Raw genomic sequence first — 25,325 nt, 5'->3', positions numbered from 1 at the left:
CGAATTCTGAGTAGAATTTTTCAAAATAGAGCTCTCGCAAAGATGCTAAGCCGCAAAGAAAACGGTTTTAATTTTGCGTCTTTGCGCCTTCGCGAGAAAGAACAATGCCAGGCCTTTCTGTTTTGAAAAACAATAAACCTAGATTCCGCGTTAGAAAAAATGCCGCGAAGTTGGGCAAAGGACTAGCAAAGATGCGCAAAGGAAAATGAAATTCTTTGAATAGAGCTTAAAAAACTTTGCGAACCTTTGTGCCTCTGCGTAATAAATTCTAATGCTGAATCTGGGGGTAAATGAACTCAGGATGAGAAGTTTGTGTATTTTTTTTAGACAAAGAAATTTGTGTTAATCTGTGCAATCTGTGTTGTAATCTTACTTGCTTTTCGGAAACGGTTTACTTTGATAAGCCCCCAAATCTGGTGGAAGTGTTCTGGTAATTCCTAGTATGTCAAGTGGTATTAAATAAGTTGAATTTCCTTTTGCGAAAGCGGAAGAAGTATCGTCGATATTGAAATTGTTGATATTGGGATTAAAGAATTTTGGGTCTTTGTTTAGAATAATAGTATTATAATGAACGGGATCAGTGTCGAATTGATAATCTGGATCTTTGGTGTTGTTTGATTTGATTAAACAATTATTGAATTGGTATACGAAAGCAGCCCCCGATTTTTTGTCCAAAAGCATTTCGTTCGAATACGAACCGTAAATGATACAATTGTTGAATGTTGCTCCAGTAAGGTCCCTGGTTTCTGGAGTGGCACCATCTATATAATTGCTAATATAAACTGCCGCTTGTTCAGGACTAGACCAGTCGTTGTTGAAGGTTGAGTGTGTGAATTTGTAATTTCCTCCGTAAGTACAGGCTAAGCTGGCTTGTCCTGTGTAATTAATAGCAATATTTTCTCCCTCGATTAAAGCATTTTTGGCTTGAATTCCATAATGGGTGCAATTATAAATCTGTGTGTTTTTTATAGGCATGGTTGTTCCGTCATTGCCTTCGATAAATAGTCCAACAGTAGCATTTTTGAGTGTTAGATTTTGAATTGTGTTATTGGTGCTTCCGTTTTGCAACCAAATAGTGCCCCATTGTCCCGGAATATAACCAAAATCCGGTTGCTGGCGATCACCGCCGAAAATCACTTCATTTTCTAGTTTATCAGTTGTGGATGTACTTCCATTAATGTGTATTGAAGCATTTTTGGGTACGATAAGGCCGGAATCAGAATGAAAATATACTCTTGCTCCTGGTTCAAAAGTCACGGTTTCTGCTTCGGGAACGGCAGCGTATCCGTAAATCACATAGGCTTTTTTATTAGTAAAAATAAGTTCATTACCATGAATTGGGTCATTTTTGTCCAAATAAAATCCACTTATTTTTTCATTCCCAATTGGTAGCGTTTCTGTAGTTCCGTCTGCATTGCGGTTTGGGTGTAATAAAATGGCGTCTTGCACCAAAGTTACTAATTCCACTTTCTGAAGATTCGCGCCACTGTCAAATTCAATTTGGTCGGTATATAGAAATTCGGTTGGGGTAGTGTTGTCACTTTCTACGGTTGTTTCTATAAAGATATACAAGCTGTCTTTGGCTAATAGTGTAACATTTTCGAACATCTTTCCTTGATTACCCTGAGCACCATCAACGGACATTCTGTATCTTGAGTTTGCTCCATTGGCAAATTTAATGATCGGTATATTGATGTCATTTTTGGAATGGTTATACACTTTTAGGGCGTATGTACTCGAACTCAAATTGGTGAAAACCGTATCCAAATAAACCGTGTCTTTTGAAAAAGTTAAATCACCAGTACTGGCCACGGTTTCAAAATCACTACGACAAGAGCAAAATGAAAGTATAATTCCAGTTAAAAACAGTAAGGTGATTCGACGCATTTCGTTTTATTTTTTGTAAAAATAACAATAAATTAGATTTTTGGGTTTGTTCGAGGGATTAGATTTTTAGTTTCTTTAGCATTTCATTTATTTCTTTTTTGAATTATCAATTTAGCGTATTTTTACAATCTTTAAAATCAAGATATGCTAATAGATAAAGATAAAATGCTCGAATATTGCAATCAGTTTTCCAAAAATACTTTGATGGAGACGCTAAATATCGAGTTTATAGATGCTGGCGAAGGATTTCTTGTTGCCAAAATGCCTGTGAATTCATCTGTACATCAGCCAATGGGTTTGCTGCACGGAGGTGCTTCGGTGGCTTTGGCAGAAAGCGTTGGGAGTGCCGCTTCGCATTTTTTTATTAATGATAAAAACCAAGAAGTACGTGGTATCGAAATTTCAGCGAATCATTTAAAAAGTATTCGTGAAGGCTTTGTTTTTGGTACTGCCCGTATTATCCATAAAGGAAGAAGCTTGCATCTCTGGGAAATTAAAATCACGGATGAAGCTGGGAATTTAGTTTCGCTTTGCAAATTGACGAATATGGTTTTGACGAAAGAGAAACAATAATTATGAATGATTTTTTTGAAAAAGTGAAACAGCAACTACAGCAAAACTTGCCTTTTGTTTTGTATTGCAAGCCCAATTCGGATGCTATAATTGGAATGTTTCAGCAAAATGATAATTTGTATGATGTAGTTGATTTTACTGAAAAAGGTTTTGTTTTTTCTTCTTTCGACGGACATAAAAAATATATTATTCCTGAAGAGTATTCCGAAATCAAGCATTTTGTATTTGATAAAAAAGAACTTTCTGAAAATGAAAAAGATTTTGTTTCTCCTGATGAAATTATCAAGACAAATTTTGAAAGATTAGTTGCTAAAGGAATTGAAGCGATACAAGAAAATGAATTTCAGAAAGTAGTTTTGTCTCGAAAGGAAACTATTTACTTACTTGATTTTGATTTGGTTACCAATTTTAAAAACTTAGTTCAATTATATCCTGCGACTTTTGTGTATTGCTTTTTTCATCCAAAAATTGGAATTTGGATGGGTGCAACACCCGAGCAATTGTTAAAAGTGGAAGAAGATATTTTTAAAACAATGGCTTTAGCTGGAACACAAAAAAATACTGGTTATGAGGAAGTTGTGTGGGCGGATAAGGAAAAACAGGAGCAGCAATTCGTTACCGATTATATTGTCTCGGAGTTGAATAAAGTCTCAAATTCAATTTTGGTTTCGGAACCTTATAGTGTAAAAGCGGGAAGTATTTGGCATATAAAAACAGATATCTCGGGTCAATTGAATTCGGTACAGAATTTGAACGAAGTTATTGGTTTATTGCATCCGACTCCTGCAGTTTGTGGTTTGCCAAAACTGGAATCCAAACAGTTTATTTTGGACAATGAAAATTACGACAGGACTTTTTACACCGGTTATTTGGGAGAATTGAACAGCAGCTCCACATCGGATAAAACTAGTTCTGATTTGTTTGTCAATTTGCGTTGTATGGAAATTGAAATGGGTTTTGATCTCAAAACGGCAAAAGCCAATTTATTCATGGGTTGCGGAATTACAAAAGACAGCATCCCCGAAAAAGAGTGGGAGGAAAGCGTAAATAAGTCAATGACGATGAAGAGGGTTTTTGATTTTTGATTTTAGAATGAAGATCAACGATTTAAGATTTTTAATTGCTATTGAAATTACCATTGAAAATAATTAAAATAAAACATAGATGAAATTAGATATACTGGCTTTTGGAGCACATCCCGATGATGTAGAATTGGGATGTTCCGGAACAATTTTAAAAGAGGTTTCTTTGGGTAAAAAGGTAGGGGTTATTGATTTAACCCGTGGTGAACTAGGTACGCGAGGTTCAGCTGAAATTCGCGATCAGGAAGCAAATGCCGCTGCGAAGATATTAGGGGTTTCCGTTCGTGAGAATTTGAATATGAGGGATGGTTTTTTTGTCAATGACGAAAAGCATCAATTGGAAATCATAAAGATGATCAGAAAGTATCAACCTGAGATTGTATTATGCAATGCGATTGACGATAGACATATTGATCACGGAAAAGGAAGTAAATTAGTTTCGGATGCTTGTTTTTTATCTGGTTTGATGAAAATTGAAACGGTTCTTGATGGTGAAATCCAAAAACCTTGGAGACCCAAAGTGGTTTACCATTATATACAATGGAAAAACATAGAACCAGATTTTGTAGTGGATATTACTGGGTTTACTGATAAGAAAATCGAATCTATTTTGGCGTACCGTTCGCAATTTTATGATCCTAATTCTAATGAGCCTGAGTCGCCAATATCGAGTAAAAACTTCTTGGAAAGCCTGAATTACCGTTCTAGGGATTTAGGGAGGCTAACTGGCGTTGAACATGCCGAAGGTTTTACAGTTGAAAGGTATTTGGCAGTCAATAGTTTAGGAGATTTGAAGTAAATTTGCTGAATTTTTTTTAATTTTTTGTTTGTAGAAGTAAACATTTGTTCTATATTTGCAACCGCTAAGCACAAATGGTGGTTGTAGCTCAGCTGGTTAGAGCATCGGTTTGTGGTGCCGAGGGTCGCCGGTTCGAACCCGGTCATCCACCCAAAAGGCAAAAGCCTCGAAGTAATTCGGGGCTTTTTTTGTGGAGTTAAGTTTCGTGTAATAATAAATATTAATTTCTTGAATTAAAATAAATTAGATTTTACTAAATTGCTTATAATTAATCAATTTAGTAAAAATATATGGGAACATTTTTAGTTAGCAAAAGAAAGAATGATGAATTTCAGTTTGTTTTAAAAGCAGGAAATGGACAAGTTATTCTTGCAAGTGAAGGATATGCATCTAAAGCAGCTTGTGAAAACGGAATAGAGTCTGTGAGAAAGAATTCTCAAGTGGATGAAAGATTTGATAAATTGGAAGCCAAAAATGGAAAGCTTTATTTCAATCTTAAAGCGAGTAACGGTCAAATTATAGGTAGCAGTGAAATGTATGAATCGGCTGCAGCACGTGACAACGGAATTGACTCCGTAAAGAAAAATGCACCCGATGCTGATGTAAAAGAAGATTTGTAATCAATTATAATGATTCCACAAAAAAGCTTCGAAGAAATTCGAAGCTTTTTTGTGGAATAAATTTTCGTGTTATGATTTTGTTTGGGGTGAATCTTTTTTAAACGATATAGTAAATTTTGCTCCCTCATTAACTTTACTCTCCACTTCAATTTTACCACCCAAACTGGTAATGTGGTTGTTTATTAAATACAGACCGATTCCTTTGCTGTCAATATGGTTGTGGAATTTTTGGTGCAAGCCAAAAACTTTGTCTTTTACAAGTTCCATATCAAAACCAAGACCGTTATCAGAAAAAATCAATTGATCGATTCCATTTGTCCTTTTTGAATGTATAGAAATACTAGGTGAACTGCCAGGTTTGGCATATTTTATGGAGTTGGTTATTAAATTCAGGAATATGCTTTCTAGGTATGATTTATTGAAATTTACTTTTTCAAGTTCTCTAAAATCAACATTAATCGTGACCTTTGAATTTTGAATCAAAGAACTTATGGTTTGTATTACTGTGTTTAGCGATTCACTCAAGTCTAATTCTTCAACTTGGGTAATTACATTATCTTCATGAATTAAAATATCTACGTAATCATTTAAAGCCTGTTTTAAGCTTTCGCTGGTTGACTTCAACAGTTCAATAAATTGCAGAGTTTCGGAATCTTCAATTTTTGAAACATCTAAAAGACTAAAAATAGAAAGCAGATTGTTTACAGGTGATCTTAAATCATGGGAACTGGTATAGCTTAATTTTTTGAGGTCTTTATTGATTTTTGTAATTTTTGAGAGAAGTAAATTTCGTTCCTCTTCTAGTTTTTTGTTGTGCGTGATATTTTTGGCAACTGCATAAACTAATTTTTCATCAGTTATTGGCATGGATGTCCACGAGAGCCATACAATGTTCCCGCTTTTTGTTACATATCGATTTTCGAAATTCAACAACGGTTTATTGTTAAGTAGTTCTTTACGGACTTTTGAGGTGTAATCTTGATCTTCGGTATAAACAAACTCGTTTATGGGTTTTGAAAATAGTTCTTCTTTAGTGTAGCCTAATAATTCAGTAACCGCGGGATTTATTTTTTTGAAAAAACCATCAAATCCTGCTATGCATAATAAATCAGCTGATAGTTCGAAGAAATGTTCGAATATATGGTTGTTTGAATCCAAAATTGAATTTGTTTTTTTTGCCATTATCTATTACTACAAATGTTAGTGTTTTTGTTTTTTGGACTCAAAAACGGGAAGATTTTCAACGAAGTTTCGCAGTTATTATTAGTTTTTTAGCAGCGAATATATTCGAGTGGGCTAAATTACATAACGTACGATAGAACTCCAAATTAATTGGATTTGTTTTGTTTAATTGTAATCTGGGAAAAAAGTAGTTTATAAGGAAAAAGGAGCTTCAAATTTCTTCGAAGCTCCTTTTTTTTGGGTAGATCTATTTATTTATTGAATAGCTTTGTCAACTACAATTCTTTCAGATCTGTTTGCCAAATCCCAAGCAATTACAAAAGCCAGTTGTGCTCTTTTTGCTAAAGCATCATATTCAATTTTGTTAGGCTCATCTGATTTTTGGTGATAATCGGCATGAACTCCGTTGAAAAGAAATACGGCTGGAATTCCGTTTTTAGCAAAGTTATAGTGGTCTGAGCGCTCATAGAAATGATTTGGATCTTTTGGGTCGTTGAATTTGAAATCCAAGTCTAAATGTGTGTATTTGTCGTTTTGTGCAACTGTGATGTTGTGCAAATCGCTTGATAATCTATCGGCACCAATTACATATACATAATTGTTGGTATTTGCATGTTCTATGTCGCGACGGCCTATCATGTCAATATTGATATCGGCTATAGTATTAGCTATAGGAAACAATGGATTTTCGGAGTAGAAACGTGATCCGTGCAAACCGTGTTCTTCGCCAGTTACATGAAGAAACAGTATGGAACGTTTAGGGCCGTGTCCTTCCTTTTTTGCTTTTTGAAAAGCTTCGGCAATTTGAAGAACAGCAACTGTACCGGAACCATCGTCATCGGCACCATTATATACGTCACCGTTTTTTACACCAACGTGGTCATAATGCGCTGAAATTACCAAAACCTCGTCTGGTTTTTCAGAACCTTCAATGTAAGCCCAGATGTTCTCTGAATCTGGCAAGTTTTCGTTGCGTTTGGCATTCAAGTATGAAGCTGGTACTGGCTGGTAATAGTTCGTAGCTCCTTTTGGATAGGATATTTTGCTTTTTTTGTATTGGCTGATAAGATAATTTCCGGCTTTTTTTTGTCCTTTGGATCCTGTATCGCGACCTTCCATTTCATCAGAAGCGACAATATAAAGTCTGGTTTTTAGCTTATCGGCTGTTATGGTGTTCATGAACTTGGTCGGGTCATCGTTGTTGACCGCTTTTTTTTGAGCAAAACTGGAAATAGTTGTGATAAACAACAAGAGGGCTAGGACTTTTTTCATTTAGAGATTGGGATAATTAAGTTATTATTTTTTTAATACTTCGTTTATGAATAGTTTGAAATGCTCGAAAGAACGTTTAGCTGCTTTTTCATTATAGGCAGCACCTTTTGAATTGTCATTTCCAGATTCTGGATTGGTAAAGGAATGGACAGCATTGGCATAATAAATCATTTGCCAATCGGCTTTTGAATCTTTCATTTCTTTTTGGAAAGCTAAGATTTCTTCGGTTGATTCATAAGGGTCGTCGGCTCCATGACATACCAAAACTTTTGCGGTAATAGGCTCTGTGGATCTTAAATCATCCTTGCCTAAACCTCCATGAAAAGAGACGACTCCTTTTACATTCAGATGACCACGGGCTGCTTCAAGTGCTCCAGTTCCTCCAAAACAATATCCAATAACGACAATGTTTTCTGGATTTGCTCCGGCTGCAATTAATTGTTGTAAAGCTAAAGAAATGCGTTTTTGATAAGCTTCAAAGTTTTTTTTGTAGAAACCTGCATTATTTCCGGCTTCATTATTGTCTTTTGGGTAATTCCCTTCGCCGTAAATATCGGCTATAAAGGCATAATACCCCATTTTCGAAAGTTTGTCGGCGGTGTCTTTGGAGAGTTTGTCAATTCCCTTCCATGCCGGCAAGATTAAGATACCCGGTTTTTGGGTACTGCTCTTTATAGGTGCAATCTTAAAACCATTCAGAATTTGGCTACCATCTTTGTATTGTACTGGTTTTAATTGTGCAAAAGATTGACCACCAAACAATACCATTCCTAAAATTATAAATTTTAAATTTTTCATGGCTTTATTTTTTTACAAATATCTGAATAATAATGTTATAAAAAAACCTTGAAAGTTACTTCTTTCAAGGTTTTGTTTGGATTATAAAAGTGAAGTGTTTTATGAATTATTCTCCAGGATGGTAGGTGCGTTCGGCATTTTTTTCAATGTCTTCCCTGTAAAATAAAACATCCTTGAACAGGCCTTTTTGGTACATTACGGCTTGATCCATAAAGTGTTTTGATTTTAGATCACCGCTATTTCCTCCTGCCAAAAGTGATTTGGCTTTTATTTTTGGGCCAAATTCAACGGCGCAAACAAAACTATTTCCATTATAACCGTATCGCTTTTTGGTTCCGTTTTGATAGCTACTTTTATATGCTGGTAAACTTCCCCAAAGTGCTGGTCCATTTCCTATTGGTAAACTTTCGAGCGTGTCATTAAAAGCTAAATCAATGTCTCCGGAAGAACGCTGAAATCTGTTAAGGTCTCCCCAAGGGATTTGCCAAGTTCCAAATTTTGTTTTTAATTCACTTACCACAGTTTGTAACTGAGGAATAAGTTGATCGGCGGTTGCGGTTTTTGCAAATTCAATAGTGTTTTCTACTTGATCCATTTCGCCTTCGTCTATATACACTTTTTGTATAATTGGGTTTAGTTTGTATCCCCATTCATTGGCCAATGTTGTGGCTACAGAACTTTCGTTGGCATAATAGTCCCATTTTTTTAATAGCGTAATTGGTTCTATTAACTCTTTGTACATTGGATTTTCGGGTTGTATGTTTTTTTCAAAACTAGAAACCAAGGCCGGAATTAATACTTCAAAAATAGAAAGTTTTGTATCGTAGCCATCGGCAATTACTTTGTCTAATGTATAACTGTTTCCTTTACTTAAAAGACGAACAGCATTTATTGCTCTAAAATTCTCTCCGTCGGGAGCCATGTATGGCAAATAATCGCCTTCTTTTGGACTGTTGATTCCGGCAACACTGTAGGGAGTTGAATTGCAGTTTTGTAACCATCCGTTATTAGGATTGAAAAGATGTACGGTTTCGGAAGGATCGTGCAAACCTTTCCATTGTGTTGCCGAAGTAGATCCGTCAACAACTTTACCCCAGTCTAGGTCTTTATTTCGAATAGGAATAAAATTACCGTGCCAGTAGGCAATATTTCCTTTATTGTCTGCATATACGGTATTATTTGAAGTGTTGGCTTTCAATTCCATTCCTTTTTTATAGTCATCAAAGTTTTTGGATTTTGTTCGCAACCAACTTTGCTCCAAACTTTTCATCGAACGGTTGTTGGATTTTAGACTAATCCATTTTCCGTCTCTTTTTGCCATTATTGGGCCGTTATTGGTAAAATAAGTGGTAAAAGTTTTAGGAACTAATTTGCCTTTTTCTAAATAACTGATGGTAATTTTCTTTTCTATAACCGGATATAATTTTGAATCATATTCGTAAAACAGTTTATTGTTTTTGGTTACGATTTTTTCAGCGTACATATCGGCAACATCGACATTCGAAGAGGTGTGCATCCAGCCGCAATTTTCATTAAAACCTTGGTAGATAAAAAATTGCCCCCAAGTTACCGCTCCATAGGCATTCAACCCTTCTTCACTGTTAATTTGTATTTCGGGTCTAAAGTAAAAGGTTGTGTGCGGATTGATGTATAAAATAGCATTTCCACTTGCTGTTTTTGAGGGAGCGATTGCAAAACCATTCGAACCCGTTTGCATATCCTTTACTTTTTCGACATAAGTCAATTTATCAGCACCTCCATAAAAAGATTTTAGTTCAGCATTGGATAAGTCGGCTGTACTAATTGCTCCAATGCTTCCGTCCGTCCAAAGTAAAGGATACCAAGGTTCGAAATGATTGAGCATCAAAGGTTTTACTTCAGGATGTTTGTGCAAATAGTAGTTTATACCATCAGCGTAACTATTCAATAATTTTTTTAGCCAAGGAGCTGCATTCTTGTAGTCGGTTTTAGCTTCATCGACATCAATTAATAATCTAGTTTCTAAGTCATTATATAAAACGGAATGGCCTTTTACTTCCGCAAGGCGGCCAAGTTTGTCTATGTAATTCATTTCTACTCTCTTGAAATCATCTTCACATTGTGCATAAAGCATGCCAAAAACAGCATCAGCATCAGTTTTTCCGTAGATGTGTGCAATCCCCCAATTGTCTCGAATGATAGTAACCTGTTGGCCAATTTTGTTCAATCTGTTTATTTCTTTGGAGTCCAATTTTTGGGCATAACCAATTAAAGAAAAGCAAAAAAACAGCATTCCGGCTCTGACAATATTTTTGTAATTAAGCATATTATTTGATTTTGAATTTTTGACCTTCGTAGTAAATACCCATTTCTAATTTTTTGATTCCTATGGCATTGTTTCTAGGCGCCTTTGTGATTTCGTTTGGATTTTGAACGACAATGACTTCGCTTTCTCCAGCAATTTCAATTTCTTTATTGCGTACAATTATTGCGGTACTTTCGTCTATACCTATGCCGATGTGAGTAGGGAATTCAACCAATCCGGAAAGGAGTCGGTTGTAACGACTTCTTTTGAGAAAATGCTGATCTATAATTACATTTTTGATCAAGCCTAAACCTTCGGCAGTTTCTAGATTGTCATATCGTATATTATTAAAGGTTTCTGTGTATTTTGTTTCCAGTTTTTGGTTTCCGGTAATCATATGTTCACACATGACCGCTGCTCCTGCACTCGTTCCTGCAATGGTGCTTCCGTTTTGATAAGCTTTATGTATGGCATTGAAAACAGGAGTTTTGCTTACTATTCCCATAAATCGGGTTTGATCACCACCACTTATAAAAATAAGTTTAGCTTTTTGTAATGAATCAACTAAAACAGGATTTGTTGCCGTCTGTTTGTTGAAATTTAACATTACAATACGATTAGGTGTTAATTTCTGAACTTGTTCTTTGAAATAAATATAAGCACTATCAGGCTCTTCACTTGACATCGGTAAGACAACAATATAATCTTTTTTTTGTAAACCGGAAATTGATAAAAGCTGAGTCATTAGTTTGTCTGAGCGGTTTCCTCCACCAATAATAAAAAGTTTTCCTTTTGGAGTTTGTGCTTGATTGAAGTTGCAAAGCAAAAATATTAGGAATAATGGGAATAATTTTAAAATAGTTCTGCTGGTTATTTGATTGGTGTTCATAGTTTTTTGTTTTAGAAGGATTTATAGTTATTCAATAGTAAGTACTCCATTTGTACAATACATATTTTTATAAGTTCCACCTGAAACAGTTGACCAATTAGTAAGATCAAAACTGCCATTGCCTGAAGTATTATTTCCTGAAATGGTATATACTTGAACGGCTTTTTTGTTTATAACCCAATTTAAAGGAGTTGCAGAGGAGCAGTTTTCAGGAGCGCCTTCTTTTGCATTTAAAAAGTAAGCGGTTCCGTTTCCAAATACGATTGCTTTACCATTTTCATCTATGCAAACAGCTGTTTCTTCTTCAACGCCAATTCCTTTTGGAGTTGTAATTGAAAAATCTTTTAGTAAACGAGCCAGAAAAGTAAAGTGTCTGCCTTTTCGGTCTGGATTGTTGTAATGTGTATCGGTAATGGTGTTTTTCAAATACGGATTGTTTACAAAATCCCTTTGTATTGTCATGTTTGCGTTATATGGATTTGCAAGTGCTTCAGCAGAGGTTACAGAACCCTTTTCTGCGGTATATACAGCATCGCCCATAATGGCACAACCAGCGCTCGTTCCACCAATGGGAATTTTTTTTGTCGTTATCAAATAATTCAATGCGTCTTCTACTAAAGTGTTTTTCCAATAACTGATGTAATTGAATTGGTCACCACCAGCTATAAAAACCATTTCGGCTTGTTTAATTCTTTCTGCAACTTTTGGGTTGTTGGCTAATTCTGCACTATTGATTAATAAGGTTTCAACTGAGTTGACTTGACTTTTACCATCTGCTTTTACCAAGTCATATAGATATTGATTATATCCAGTGCTACCTGTTGCTCTTAATACTATGACATCGCCTCCTCTACTTTTGTTGATCATCCATTTCATAGCGGCATCAACATCAGTTGATCCACCCATTAAAACCGTTCCAAAACTTGATGATACATTTACATTACTGGTGTCTCCTACTATACCTATAGATGATGGTAATTTGAATGTAGGTTTTGGAGTAGGAATTGATTCGCTTTGATTACTGTCACAGGAAAGCAGCAAGAAGGCTAAACTTAAACAAGATGAAATAAATGCAATTTTTTTTGTGGTTTTAATGAATGGATTTGAAGACATTTTTTATAGTGGTTTATAAAGTTACGTTTCGCTTAAAAGCACAACCTAACTCGATGATAGAATCGGTTTTGGCAATGCCTGGTATATTGTCTATTTTTTCATAAAGTAATTTTCTCATATGCTCATGATCTTTGGCTATCAATTTAATGTATAGTGTAAAAGATCCGGTAATGAAATAACATTCGGTTACTTCGGGTATGTTTTTTAAAGCTTCAATGACTTTATTAGAGTCTTGGTCTTTGTTTAAAGTAATTCCTGTAAAAGAACCCCAATCATAACCAATTTTTTTTTCGTTCAATACTGGTTTTATACCTGTAATGATTTCTTGTTCTATTAATCTATTGATGCGTTGATGCACCATTGTATTCGATATTTTAAGATTGTTTGCAATTGCCGAAAAGGCCATTCTACCATCTTTCTCTAACTCTTTAATAATGCTGATGTCAAATTCATCTAATATGTCCATTTCTAGTTTTTTAAGTTAAAATCACTTTTTTTTTCAATTATAAAAGTAATTATTTTTTAAGTATATGCTATACCAAACTATAAAATGAATTCTAACATTAGTAAAATGACTTTATATTTAAAAAATAAAACTATTTTTAACCTAAAAAATCAATATTTAAGTCAAAATTAATATTTTATTTGGTAAATAAAAAATTTTTGCTACTTTTGTGTAGAGTTTTTAATAAAAAAAAGAATTATGATACATGCAACACAAGAACTTTCTTCAAAATCGGAAGTTTTAATTGAAAAAGAAAATAAATATGGTGCTCATAATTACCATCCACTACCGGTTGTTTTGGAGAGAGGTGAAGGTGTTTATGTATGGGATGTTGATGGGAAAAAATATTTTGATTTCTTATCTGCTTATTCAGCGGTGAACCAAGGACACTGTCATCCAAAAATTGTTGGGGCAATGATCGAACAAGCGCAGCGATTGACTTTGACTTCACGTGCATTTCATAATGACCAATTAGGGGTTTATGAGGAATATGTAACCAATTATTTTGGGTTTGATAAAGTGTTGCCTATGAATACCGGTGCTGAAGCTGTAGAAACGGCTTTGAAATTATGTAGAAAATGGGCTTATGAAGTAAAAGGAATTGCTGAAAATCAAGCGCAAATTATTGTATGCGAAAATAATTTCCACGGAAGAACAACAACTATTATTTCTTTTTCAAATGATGAAGGAGCAAGAAAAAGCTTTGGTCCTTTCACGGAAGGATTTATAAAAATACCATACGATGACACTGAAGCTTTGGAGAATGTTTTGAAATCTTCTAAGAATATTGCAGGTTTTTTGGTAGAACCAATTCAGGGGGAAGCTGGAGTTTATGTTCCTAGCGACGGTTATTTGGCGAAAGCCAAGGCACTTTGCGAAGCACATAATGTGTTGTTTATAGCTGATGAAGTTCAAACCGGTATTGCCAGAACAGGTAAATTATTGGCAGTTCACCATGAAAATGTACAACCTGATATCTTGATTTTGGGGAAAGCCATTTCGGGAGGAGTTTATCCAGTATCTGCAGTTTTGGCCAATAATGGAATCATGAATGTTATCAAACCAGGTCAACACGGTTCTACTTTTGGGGGAAACCCAATTGCAGCTGCTGTTGCCATTGCAGCTCTTGAGGTAGTGCGTGAAGAAAATTTATCTGAAAATGCAGAAAAATTAGGAATCCTTTTGAGAAAAGGTCTTAATGAAATTGCTGAACGTAATCCATTAATCGCTTTGGTTAGAGGGAAAGGTTTGTTGAATGCCATTGTAATTAATAGTGGAGAAGATTCAGATTTGGCTTGGGATATTTGTCTTCGTTTTAGGGATTATGGATTGTTGGCAAAACCAACACATGGTAATAAAATACGTTTCGCACCGCCATTGGTTATTACGGAAGCTCAAATTCAAGAATGTCTTGTCATTATTGAAAAGGCTTTAAATGATTTTAGATAAGTTACTAAAGAAAGCTACTAAGTTGCTAAGCTTCTGAGATTCTAAGTTTTTTTCTTAGATTCTCAGAAACTTAGATTCTCAGAAACTAAAATAAATTTTTTGATGCAAAAAGTAATAAAGATTATCAAAAACCGATCGGATATTGGGGCAGGAACCCGTGGATCTGATATGGGGATTGATGCAATAGAGATTGCGGCGATAAACAAAAACAGTGATTATTTTAATGAATATGAATTTGAAGATGTAAAAACGCATAACGAATCCATCTATGATAAATACCGTAGTTCTGTTGCCAAAAGGATAGAACATGTTGTTGAACAATGTACTCGTGTTAATAATGCAGTAAAAAAGAGCTTGACCAATAATTATTTTCCTATAGTTTTATCGGGAGATCATTCTTCAGCTTTGGGAACCATTAGTGGTATAAAAGCTGCTTATCCTGCGCAAACGGTTGGCGTTATATGGATCGATGCGCATGCAGATTTGCATTCGCCATATACAACGCCATCTGGAAATATTCATGGAATGCCATTGGCGGCTGTGCTTGGTGACGATAATTTGGACTGTCAGGTCAATGATGTCGCTAAGGATACGCAAGAACATTGGGACGAAATGAAAAACATAGGCATTCATGGTCCGAAAGTATTGGCTGAAAATTTAATTTATTTTGGAGTTCGGGATACCGAAGAAGCAGAGGACAAGCAAATCGAAAAACTGCATATTCGAAACTATAAAGTTGATGAGGTTCGCTATCGAGGATTAGAAACTTGTGTAGACGAGGCTTTGGCTAAATTATCACACTGTGACGTATTGTATATTTCGTTTGATGTTGATTCCATGGATTGTGACTTGATTTCGTTTGGTACAGGAACTCCTGTTTCAAGGGGATTTGATCAATATGAGATTATTGATATTATTAATCAAATTATTTGGTCCAAGAAGGTTGTTTGTATTGAGGTAGTTGAGGTAAATCCGCTATTGGATACCAAAGGTAATAAAATGGCTGAAACTGCTTTTCAGGTTCTGGAAGCCATAACAGCAACTTTGGTTTTGCCTATCGAATAATAAGTTAGTTTGGTTATTACTGTTTTTTTTGAATTTGGTAACGCCTAAAAGCATTTTGTTTTTAGGCTTTTTTTATTGATTTTAGTTGATTAAATGATATGTTTAATTGCATTTTAAGGAAATACTTTGATTAAGAATTATTAGAACATTCCCACTTTATGTTTTTCGAATTTCCATAGATTTTTATAGTGATATTAATTTGGAATAATTGCAGATCTAGCTTTTTTTTAAGATTTATTGTTTAAGGAAGAACACAAAAAAAAACCATCCGATGAGGCGGATGGTTTAATTCAATCTAGGAAACATGTTGTGTTAACTTCCGTATCCTGGATTTTGAGTGATTTTATTATTGGTATCCATTTCGCTTAGCGGAATAGGGAATACTAATTCGTCAGCATCATAAGGGATACCAATTAAACTTTGTTTGGTTCTTTTGATGTCATGTATTAAAAAACCTTCAAAGCCTAATTCCAGTTGACGTTCTTTTAAAACGGTTGTCAAATCAACTGTAACGAAAGGAGCGGCAAGTGCTCTTTTTCTTATTTTGTTAATATCGTTTAATGGAGTGTCGCCAACTGTTGTTCCTAAGGCTACATTTGCTTCTGCACGGATTAAGAACATTTCGGCCAAGCGAATTAAAGGTACATCTCCAAATTCATTTTTGAATTTTGAAGTCATTCTTCCTCCATATTCAGCTCCAGTGTAAAAGAAATATTTTCTTTCGTCGGTGCTACTTGTAAATTTATTTACATAAGCTTTGTTTACTTCAATGTCTGCTCTTCCTCCGTTAGCTTTGTCTGCATAGAAATTATTGAGCTGATTGTCCCCAGTTTGTGTTGTGATTTGTATGGCAAAAACATCTTCTGTTCCATTTTCATTACGGTTGAAAGCATTTGCATAATTAGAAGCTAATGCAAAACCACCATTGGTAATTACATCGTTCGCGGCATCTCGTGCTGCTGCATAATTTCCTTGTTGCAGATACACTCTTGCTAAAAGTGCTTTAGCAGAATATTTATTGGCATAAATGCCGTTGTTCGCTGGTAGATTAGTATAGGCAACATTTAATCCGTCAATTATTAGTTGGTAAACTTCTTCTACAGAACTTCTTTCTTTAGATAGATCTGCACTAAAGTCATAAATGGCATTAGGTCTTATAACTACCCCTAGTTGGCTATTTGTTTTGCCAAATTCATAAGGCTTAGCAAAGAATCGTACCAAATCAAAATAGGCTAAAGATTTTAAGAAATTAGCTTCTCCAACCATCGTTTTTTGCTTTGCAGGATCTTTTATTACAGCAATGTTTTCTATAACGGTATTTGATGCATTTATGATTTTATAATTTGCTGAATAAATTCCGGTTACATAACCGTTGTCAGCATATATTTTTTTATCATACATCTGTTGCAAGTCATCAAAACTGCCATAAAAGCCCATTTCATTATTTGTTCCTAATAATTCGGCACAAACAAGATTGATTCCTCCAAAGAGACTTCCTGATGCTGCAGTTGCATAGCCACCAACTAAAATACCTGTAACGCCGGCTTCAGAGTTTAAAGTAGCAGATTCGCTCATACTTTGTTGAGGCTCTATATCAAGTTTATCTTCACAACTGTAAAAAAATACAGCTAGAATGATACATAAGATTAATTTATTTGATTTCATCTTTTAAGTTTTTTAAAAATTAATATTTACACCCAATGCAGTAGTTTTTGCTGGTGGAGCTGAATAAAATTCTTCTCCAATACCTCTATCATCTCTTCTGGCTTCAGGGTCGAATCCTTTGTAATCTGTGAAAGTCAATAAGTTTACTCCTGTTAGATAAAAACGCACCGAGGTCATTGCCATTTTGGATACTACTTGTTTTGGTAGTGAGTAACCTAAAGTTAGATTTCTCAAACGGATAAAATCAGCTTTGTCCAAATAACGAGTAGAAGCTTGAGTACCGTTTCCTCCAAAAAGTCTAGCCTGTGGTACATTGGTTATATCACCTGGCTTTTGCCAACGATTTAATTGATCTGTTGTCTGGTTGTCAAAATAGTCAGCTGATGCAGATTGAAATCTACCTCCATCATTGTATATACTTGCTCCCCATTCTCCTTGTAAAGTAAATGAAAAATCAAAACCGCTAAAATTCATAGTATTGGTTAAACCAGCCATTAACTCAGGAAAAGGATTTCCCGTAATAACTCTTTTTGCCTCACTATAATCATTGGTTGTGCTTTTATCTAGACTACCATCAGCATTTGTAGTGTTTTTAACAAATAAAGCATCTCCATTTGATGGATCTACTCCTGCAAATTCCACTAAATAAAATGAAGATACATTCTCTCCAGTTCTATTTACAGTAAAACGGTTTACAATATCTGAATTGTTATTTGGTAATGAATTTACTATAGTTTGATTGGTAGTGATATTGAAATTAGTATTCCATTTTAATTTATCTGAATCAACAATTTTTGCATTTAATGAAAACTCGAAACCTGAGCTTTCAATTTCACCAATATTTTGATTAATTGACGAAGCACCAGAGCTTAGTGCTAATGGAACTTTGAAAAGCAAGCCATTTGTTTTTTTGTTGTAATAATCGGCTTCTATATTGAATCGATTTAAGAAACCAATTTCAAAACCAACATCAGTTTGATCTGATTTTTCCCAGGTTAAATTTTTGTTTCCTGCTTGGCCAAATGAAAGACCAGAATCAGAGGCATAAGGATTGGAATCATACAATTGCAAGGAAGCAAAATTACCTATTTCGGCATTTCCTACTTTACCCCAACTTCCTTTCAATTTTAAGAAAGAAACAATTGAATTGTCTTTTAGGAAATCTTCTTCAGAAGCAATCCATCCAGCAGAGAATGCGGGAAATGTCCCAAATTGTTCATTTTTTCCAAAACGGGACGAACCATCACGACGAATACTCGCTTTTAATAAGTATTTGTTACCATACGAGTAGTTCGCTCTTGCGAACTGAGAAACAAAAGTGTATCCAGTTTCATTCCCCGATCCTGCAGAAATTGTAGCCGCACCATCAACTGTTTGGAATGAATCATTTGGAAAATTAATTCCAGTAACCGATTCAAATCTTCTATGTGAGTTATTATACTCCATACCTACTACCACATTTACATTATGAACATCGGCAAATGTTTTGTCATAAGTAAAATAATTACTCCATACATAATTTTCATTATTTACTGAGGAAGCAAAAACTTGACCGTTTACAGATTTACCTTCATCTGTTTTTGATCCATACCAGTTGTCTTCTGTCTGTGCTAAAAGATCATAGGCGAAGTCAGAATTAAATTTTAACGAAGGTATAATTTGATATTCACCATATATTTTCCCCGTTAATCGTCTCATAATTGTTTTCCAAAACGCATTGTCTTTATACAATAAAAAGTTAGTGTATAAGGTGTTTTCATTTACACTTCCATCTGCCAAATGTGTTGGAGATAAGGGTGATTGTGCAACCGCTTGAAGAGGAGTTGTGAATTCTTTGTCATTTTGAATACGGTCAATTTCAGATCTCGAATAGCCAAGATTCATTCCGATGTTGAGTTTCTCCAATACTTTGTGCGAAAGGTTAATTCTACCAGTGAGTCGCTCAAGATTATTCCCAAAAACAATCCCTGTTGTGTTATTGTAAGCACCAGTCATAAGGTATTTTGTTTTTGCGTCTCCTCCAGAAGCTGTAAAGTCAGCATCCGTATTATAACCACTTTGGAAAGCTTCATCCTGCCAGTCGGTATCAACTGTTGAATTTCTCCAATCTGGATTTAATTTGTCAAATTTATCTTCTGCATCCAGTATGTCTCCATTTCCTTTTCCATCAGAACCATTTATTGCAGCTTCACTGAATAATTCTACATACTGTGCTGAATTCAACCATTTCTTTTTATGAGTCGGAGTACTGGCTCCTTGTGCAAGATTGATTGAAAAAGTGCCTTTTCCTTCTTTTCCTTTTTTGGTTGTGATTAATACAACTCCATTTCCTCCACGAGCTCCGTAAATTGCTGCTGATGATGCATCTTTTAATACATCGATAGATTCAATTTCATTTGGACTCAATGTTAGTAGTGGGTTAGTTGGCGCTCCATTGCTGGATTCGTTTGATGTAATTAAAGCAATACCATCTAATACATATAATGGTTCTTTTCCTGCACTGATACTTGCTGCACCTCTTACACGAACACTCATACCGCCTTCGACTTTTCCGTTGGTTTGAGTGACTTGTACTCCAGCTAATTTTCCTACTAATGCATTTTGTACGTTGGCAACTGGAACTTGTTGAATGTCTTTGGCAGTAACTCTTGAAGTAGCATCAGTTGACTTTTTTTTCGTAGCTGTACCATATCCTACTACTAGTACAGTTTCTAGTTCATTTGTTGCATTAGCCATTTTAACATTTACAGATGAAGAAGCAGCTAGTTCAACCGTTCTCATTCCTATGAAAGTAACAATTAAGTTGTCACCTTTTTTTGCATCAATGGTAAATTCTCCATCAAAGCCAGTTTCAACACTTGATTTTGTCCCTTTTATTAAGACGTTTGCTCCAGGAATTGGCATTCCTGCTTGATCAGTAACTTTTCCGGTTACTTTAATTTCCTGGGCGCTAACTATTTGTACAAATAGTACGAATAGTAAAGCCAAAAAACATTTAAAATTAATTTTCATTTTTAGTTTTTTTATGATTAGTTGTGTCAAATATCATAATATATTGTTAAATAAAAAATTATATTTTATATAAAATGCTTTTTTTACCTCATTATTGTGAATTATTCACTTATTGTTGTTTAAAAATGAGTTAAATTGACTAAATAATCGAATAAAATAAAAAATATCTAAATGTTAGTTGTGGGATAATTTGAAATAATAAACAATATGACTTAAATATGGGTAATATTTATTCAATTCTACAACAAAAAACACTTAATAAAGTTAATTTTTTATAACTCTAGTTTTTTTGATTGCTTTTTACCTTGTATTTTATGTTTTGGAGCTTAATCTACTGGTGTAATGAAGTAAGTATTTATAATTAATGATTTTGTATTAAAGAATAGTTCAAATACAAAATTAATACTTACATTTGTATAAGTATTAATACTTAGTTGTTCAAAAAATAGTACCATTTATACCTTGAGATCATGATACAAATAAATAAGCCAAAGTTAACAATAGTAGGAGCTGGACCTGGTGATGTTGAATTGATTACCCTTAAAGCGATAAAAGCATTAGAAGAAGCTGATGTTGTTTTGTATGATGCCTTGGTCAATGAAGAGTTATTGCAGTATGCCAAACATGCTGAAATTATATTTGTTGGAAAACGTTTTGGTTGCCATGCCTACAGCCAAGATCAAATTAACGATTTGATTGTATCAATGGCCAAAAAGTATGGTCATGTTGTTCGCTTAAAAGGGGGAGATCCTTTTGTTTTTGGAAGAGGAAGCGAAGAAATAGATTTTGCACATCAATTTGGAATTGAAACTGCCATTGTTCCTGGAATATCATCTGCATTGGGTGTGCCAGCTTCCAATGGAATTAGTTTGACACAAAGAAAAGTAGCCGAAAGTTTTTGGGTAATTACCGGAACAACCTCGGATCATAAATTGTCTAAAGATGTTGCCTTGGCTTCACAATCTTCAGCGACTGTTGTTATCTTGATGGGAATGAATAAACTCAATGAGATTGTTGCTTTGTACCAAAACAATAGAACAGATGATTTACCGATTGCGATTATTCAAAATGGAACCCAAAAATCACAGAAGAAAGTTATAGGGACAATCAGTAATATTAAAGATTTAGTTAAAAATAACGAAATTTCTTCACCAGCGATTATCGTTATTGGAGAAGTGGTTAAAAATGCTTCGACCTTGACTTCGTATATGAAAGCGGAAATGTTTTCCGATGCATTTTTGGAAGAAGAATTTATTTTACAAAATTTGAATGTTTTTTGATGATTACAAGAAGGTAGAATGCTAACCTTTAGCCCCGATAGCAGTGAAAATCCTCCCGTTTTTTTGGGAGATTGAAACAAATAGCGGGAACAATGCCTCCAAAAATGCCAAATCTTTCTGCTTCAAAATCAGAATCAAATTCAGGCGAAAACTCCTAAAATATTCCTTTTTTTTACAAATAAATAGCATACTTTTGGTGTGCTAACCCATTATTTGTAAAAATAAAATATGAGAAAAATTATTGTAAGCGCATTTGTTTTAAGTCTGTGTATTAGTGCGCATGGACAATCGATTGATAAAATTATTACTTCCAGCGAAGTAACGCGAATTGAGAAAGTACTCGCTGCAGATGATATGCAGGGGAGAAGAACTTTTACTCCTGGCATTGATAAAGCATCGGCTTTTATTGAATCTGAATTTAAAAAAGCAGGGTTGCAAACCTTTATGGGAGCAACCAATTTTAGACAAGAGTTTGCTATGACGGAGTCTAAAGCAACTGCATCCAAAATTATCATTGATGGAAAAGAAATCGATAATTCGAAAGTTGTTACATTTTCATATCAACCACAAGTCTCTTTAACGGAAAAAAGCGATATAACCGTTGTTAAAATCATCAAAGGAGATAATCTAGGTCAAAAATTTAATGAGTATTACAACGGAACGAAAAGTTATTTAGTACTGGTTGATGCTTCTTTTGACAAGGTGTTGCCAAATATTCAGCATATTGATAGAATTAAGGCTAATCCAGAAAATAATACGGTTTTATTTGTTTTTGGAGTTCCAGAGGTGACTACTTTTTCAATCGAACTAAGCAATACTATCTCCAAAAAAATGCTGAATAATGTGGTTGGAGTATTGCCAGGGAAAAGCAAACCAGATGAATATGTTATTTTTTCAGGTCATTACGATCACCTTGGTGTAGGTTCTCCAGAAGAAGGAATGCCTCATCCAGCAGCCGATTCTATTTATAATGGAGCGAATGATGATGCAGCGGGAAGTACAGCAGTTATTATGCTAGCCAATTATTTTAAAAAGCAGAATAACAACGAGCGAACTATAATTTTTACAACATTTGTAGCTGAAGAATTGGGAGGTTTTGGATCTAAATATTTCTCGAAACAACTTAATGCCGATAAGGTGATTGCTATGTTAAATTTAGAGATGATTGGAACTGAGTCTAAATGGGGAAAGAATTCTGCTTATATTACTGGGTTTGAAAAATCGAATATGGGAGAAATTTTGCAAAAGAATTTGGCAGGAACAGCTTTTAAATTTTATCCTGATCCGTATCCGCAGGAGCAATTGTTTTACCGTTCTGACAACGCAACTTTGGCTAAATTAGGAGTTCCAGCACATACGATTTCAACTTCAAAAATGGATAGTGAACCGAATTATCACACTGCAGACGATGAAATTGAAACATTGGACATCGCTAATATGACAGAAATTATTAAGGCTATTGCAATAAGTTCATCATCAATTATTAGCGGAAAAGATACTCCAACAAGAGTTGACAGTTCTCAGTTGAAATAATTATATATCAGTTATAAAATTAGAAAAGCCCCGAATTTATTAGATTCGGGGCTTTACCTTTTAACCGAAATTCCTAAATAGGAATTAATTTCACGAAGATACTCAAAGGAGACACAAAGATTCGCAAAGGAAAAAGGATCCTTGAGATTAAGCATAAATAACTTTGCGAAACTTTGTGAATTCTTCGCGTTTCTCTGCGAAATAAAATCTAATGCTTATTCTTATTCTGTGTTTAAAATATAATCTTTATATTATTCGGTTGATAAAACGATTGCCTTTCCTGGTAAAACGGAATAGGTTTTTCCATCTTTCTTAAAAAAGATAGTCAATGAACTTGGATTCATTACTATGCTTTTGTTTACAGAAAATTTCAGATTGTTAAAAGCATTGATGTAGTCGACAACGTCAATTTGTTTTACGTAATAAATGCTGGGATTGTTGGAAATCATTTTGAAGAATTTCTCCGTTTCGTTCCATTTGTTTTCGTCATTTCCAATTTCATAACTGTGTCCCCAAACATCCATTAATGCTAAATTTTTGGTTTGAAGAAATTCATTTATGGTTTGATAAAAATGTTCCAATTCTTTTCTGTCATTTTCAGGGTTATTGGGTTCTGTATATGCTTTTCCAAATTGGTGCATAGTCGGTCGCCATTGAAGGAAATCTTTGGGAATGTTAAAATCATAAGAATCATAAACCGTTCTTGCATATTCAATCCCCAATCCTTTGATAGTCTCAATTAAAAAGTCATTATAATTACCAAAGGGATAAGCCATTCCTCTAACGGGATAATTTACCAATCGTTCCAATTCTTTTCTGTCCTCGGCAATTTCATAAACGATATCAATTTTGGACAAGGCTGTTAAATTAGGATGATTCGCCGAATGAACCGAAACTTCGTGACCAGTAAAAAGCTCTTTTATCTCAGCTTTATTGAGGTAATTAGTAAGTCCCAGTTTATTTGAATTGAGATGAAAAGTTCCTGTTAGTCCATATTTGTTCATTAGTTTTACCAATCGTCTGTCTTCAGAGCGTCCATCATCATAGCTCAAAATTAATGCTTTGGATTTTCCTTCCGGAAAGAGCATTTCTATTGGAACACCTATTTTGGTAATTTCAGGATTGACCTGAGCGTGAGCTGAGTTAAAGAAAGCAATTAGAATAATGGATAATAAGGATATTTTCATTTGTATTACTTATTTAGATTTACTTACCCACCAAGTAGGAGTTAGTGAATGATTAGAATCGAATAATTCACCTATTTGAGGTAAACAATATTTAAGGTTTTTGTTAATTGCTTCTTGACTAAAGCGTTCTACAGGTTCTGTCCAAGTATGTTGAGCCAAGGCAAAACCTGCCCAATGCACCGGCATCATATTTTTTACATTGGCGTCTATTGAGGCTTGTATACTTTCCTCAGGATACATATGAATTTGGTGCCAGTTTTCATTGTATTGTCCACATTCCATGAAAGCAAAATCAAATGGACCTAAGCGTGTGCCTATTTCTTTGAAATGTTCACCATAACCGCTATCACCGCTGAACCAAATGTTTTCTTTAGTAGTTTTTAATGCCCAGCCACCCCAAAGTGATTTGGCTCTGTCGACCAATCCTCTGCCCGAAAAATGTCGGGTAGGAGTGAAGGTGATTTGGATTTCTCCGAATGGATTTTCGTCCCACCAATCGAATTCGGTGATTGTGTTTTCGGGAATTCCCCAAGAAACCAAATGTCTTTTGACTCCCAAAGCAACATAAAATTGTTTGGTTTTGCTTTTGAGTTTTTGAATACTATCATAATCCAAATGATCATAATGGTCGTGGGAGAGTAATACTAAATCTATTTTTGGAAATTCATCTATGAGGTCTAATGTATTTTGACTAAATCTTTGAACTGCAAAAGGGGCAATAGGTGCAGCATTTGACCCCAACATAGGGTCGATTAGAATTGTTTTATTGTCCAATCGCATCAGTATTGCCGAATGACCGTACCAAATGCTTTGCATAGATTGATGAGGTTGAATAAAAAGTTCTTTATCGAATGGAATAATAGATAAGGGTTTCTGAGGTTCTCTAGCTTCTTTTTTACAAAATTGTTTGTATAACAACTTTGGTAAGGTCTGAATGCTGATATTCATTTTGGTTACTTCTAAATTCTCGAAGATTTTTCCATTCCAATACTTTGATTTTGAATATTTTTCAATGTCCGATTTTTTCGCTTTTGCACCAAATTGCTTTCTCATTTTATCTAAATTGACTCATTATTATTTTAGTCCCCGTTTCTATTTACTGTCCAAGTAAAGTTATTAAGTTTTTGTTC

At 34.6% G+C, this 25,325-nt stretch carries 20 protein-coding genes and 1 tRNA gene; 9 read left to right on the top strand and 12 right to left on the bottom strand.

Features of this window, described 5'->3' with window-relative positions; genetic code table 11:
* Positions 1-369 precede the first annotated feature (369 nt).
* Complete coding sequence (locus C8C85_RS01995; RefSeq protein ID WP_116795574.1) at positions 370-1,887, bottom strand: hypothetical protein; 1,518 nt, start codon at positions 1,885-1,887, stop codon at positions 370-372.
* 144 nt (positions 1,888-2,031) lie between these two features.
* On the opposite strand from C8C85_RS01995, the gene C8C85_RS01990 reads away from it, so the two are divergent.
* From C8C85_RS01990 to C8C85_RS01970, 5 genes are all read left to right on the top strand, one after another.
* On the top strand, positions 2,032-2,460 hold the full coding sequence (locus C8C85_RS01990) for a PaaI family thioesterase (RefSeq protein ID WP_116795573.1): 429 nt from the start codon (positions 2,032-2,034) through the stop codon (positions 2,458-2,460).
* A gap of 2 nt (positions 2,461-2,462) precedes the next feature.
* Positions 2,463-3,545, top strand: coding sequence for an isochorismate synthase (locus C8C85_RS01985; RefSeq protein WP_116795572.1), 1,083 nt, complete (start codon positions 2,463-2,465; stop codon positions 3,543-3,545).
* Positions 3,546-3,624: 79 nt separating this feature from the next.
* Positions 3,625-4,341 (top strand): bacillithiol biosynthesis deacetylase BshB1, encoded by a 717-nt coding sequence (gene bshB1 / locus C8C85_RS01980; RefSeq protein ID WP_116795571.1) that lies wholly within the window; start codon positions 3,625-3,627, stop codon positions 4,339-4,341.
* A gap of 77 nt (positions 4,342-4,418) precedes the next feature.
* Positions 4,419-4,492 (top strand) — tRNA-His (locus C8C85_RS01975).
* 139 nt (positions 4,493-4,631) lie between these two features.
* Positions 4,632-4,961, top strand: a complete 330-nt coding sequence (locus C8C85_RS01970; RefSeq protein ID WP_116795570.1) for a YegP family protein — start codon at positions 4,632-4,634, stop codon at positions 4,959-4,961.
* A 69-nt stretch (positions 4,962-5,030) separates the two neighbouring features.
* On the opposite strand, the gene C8C85_RS01965 is transcribed toward C8C85_RS01970, so the two are convergent.
* The 7 genes from C8C85_RS01965 to C8C85_RS01935 all read right to left on the bottom strand — a co-directional run bounded on the left by C8C85_RS01965 (position 5,031) and on the right by C8C85_RS01935 (position 12,965).
* The gene (locus tag C8C85_RS01965) at positions 5,031-6,143 is read right to left on the bottom strand and encodes a PAS domain-containing sensor histidine kinase (protein ID WP_116795569.1); all 1,113 of its coding nucleotides are present in this window, start codon (positions 6,141-6,143) and stop codon (positions 5,031-5,033) included.
* 255 nt (positions 6,144-6,398) lie between these two features.
* Complete coding sequence (locus tag C8C85_RS01960) at positions 6,399-7,415, bottom strand: M28 family peptidase (protein ID WP_116795568.1); 1,017 nt, start codon at positions 7,413-7,415, stop codon at positions 6,399-6,401.
* Between the two features lie 24 nt (positions 7,416-7,439).
* Positions 7,440-8,213, bottom strand: a complete 774-nt coding sequence (locus tag C8C85_RS01955) for a dienelactone hydrolase family protein (RefSeq protein WP_116795567.1) — start codon at positions 8,211-8,213, stop codon at positions 7,440-7,442.
* A 106-nt stretch (positions 8,214-8,319) separates the two neighbouring features.
* Positions 8,320-10,518: a penicillin acylase family protein gene (locus C8C85_RS01950; RefSeq protein WP_116795566.1), complete on the bottom strand. Its 2,199-nt coding sequence runs from the start codon at positions 10,516-10,518 to the stop codon at positions 8,320-8,322.
* A 1-nt stretch (position 10,519) separates the two neighbouring features.
* Complete coding sequence (locus C8C85_RS01945; RefSeq protein WP_116795565.1) at positions 10,520-11,386, bottom strand: cyanophycinase; 867 nt, start codon at positions 11,384-11,386, stop codon at positions 10,520-10,522.
* Positions 11,387-11,413: 27 nt separating this feature from the next.
* Positions 11,414-12,499, bottom strand: a complete 1,086-nt coding sequence (locus tag C8C85_RS01940; protein WP_116795564.1) for a cyanophycinase — start codon at positions 12,497-12,499, stop codon at positions 11,414-11,416.
* Between the two features lie 13 nt (positions 12,500-12,512).
* Entirely contained in the window at positions 12,513-12,965 is a 453-nt protein-coding gene (locus tag C8C85_RS01935; protein ID WP_116795563.1) for an Lrp/AsnC family transcriptional regulator, read from the bottom strand.
* Positions 12,966-13,202: 237 nt separating this feature from the next.
* Between C8C85_RS01935 and rocD the strand changes: the two genes are divergently transcribed.
* Complete coding sequence (gene rocD / locus C8C85_RS01930; protein ID WP_165818083.1) at positions 13,203-14,453, top strand: ornithine--oxo-acid transaminase; 1,251 nt, start codon at positions 13,203-13,205, stop codon at positions 14,451-14,453.
* A 102-nt stretch (positions 14,454-14,555) separates the two neighbouring features.
* Positions 14,556-15,518 carry an arginase gene (locus C8C85_RS01925; RefSeq protein ID WP_116795562.1) on the top strand — a complete coding sequence of 321 codons (963 nt, stop codon included), beginning with the start codon at positions 14,556-14,558 and terminating at the stop codon, positions 15,516-15,518.
* Between the two features lie 312 nt (positions 15,519-15,830).
* Here the strand turns inward: C8C85_RS01925 and C8C85_RS01920 are convergent, their stop codons facing one another.
* Both C8C85_RS01920 and C8C85_RS01915 read right to left on the bottom strand, forming a co-directional pair.
* Complete coding sequence (locus C8C85_RS01920; RefSeq protein ID WP_116795561.1) at positions 15,831-17,183, bottom strand: RagB/SusD family nutrient uptake outer membrane protein; 1,353 nt, start codon at positions 17,181-17,183, stop codon at positions 15,831-15,833.
* Positions 17,184-17,195: 12 nt separating this feature from the next.
* Positions 17,196-20,195: a SusC/RagA family TonB-linked outer membrane protein gene (locus C8C85_RS01915; RefSeq protein WP_116795560.1), complete on the bottom strand. Its 3,000-nt coding sequence runs from the start codon at positions 20,193-20,195 to the stop codon at positions 17,196-17,198.
* 470 nt (positions 20,196-20,665) lie between these two features.
* Here C8C85_RS01915 and cobA point away from each other — a divergent pair, with 470 nt between their 5' ends.
* Both cobA and C8C85_RS01905 read left to right on the top strand, forming a co-directional pair.
* Positions 20,666-21,475 (top strand): uroporphyrinogen-III C-methyltransferase, encoded by an 810-nt coding sequence (cobA, locus tag C8C85_RS01910; RefSeq protein ID WP_116795559.1) that lies wholly within the window; start codon positions 20,666-20,668, stop codon positions 21,473-21,475.
* Between the two features lie 228 nt (positions 21,476-21,703).
* A complete protein-coding gene (locus C8C85_RS01905) occupies positions 21,704-23,008 on the top strand; it encodes a M20/M25/M40 family metallo-hydrolase (RefSeq protein ID WP_116795558.1) in 1,305 nt (434 codons plus the stop codon).
* A gap of 251 nt (positions 23,009-23,259) precedes the next feature.
* On the opposite strand, the gene C8C85_RS01900 is transcribed toward C8C85_RS01905, so the two are convergent.
* A complete protein-coding gene (locus tag C8C85_RS01900) occupies positions 23,260-24,195 on the bottom strand; it encodes a polysaccharide deacetylase family protein (RefSeq protein WP_207786918.1) in 936 nt (311 codons plus the stop codon).
* A gap of 9 nt (positions 24,196-24,204) precedes the next feature.
* Positions 24,205-25,248 carry an MBL fold metallo-hydrolase gene (locus C8C85_RS01895; RefSeq protein ID WP_116795557.1) on the bottom strand — a complete coding sequence of 348 codons (1,044 nt, stop codon included), beginning with the start codon at positions 25,246-25,248 and terminating at the stop codon, positions 24,205-24,207.
* Positions 25,249-25,325 lie beyond the last annotated feature (77 nt).

Origin of the sequence: Flavobacterium sp. 103 (assembly GCF_003096795.1) — a bacterium.
In the GTDB taxonomy this organism is placed as follows: Bacteria; Bacteroidota; Bacteroidia; order Flavobacteriales; family Flavobacteriaceae; genus Flavobacterium.
Note: the sequence above shows the minus strand (reverse complement) of the source record. Positions and strands in the feature narration are given on the sequence as shown.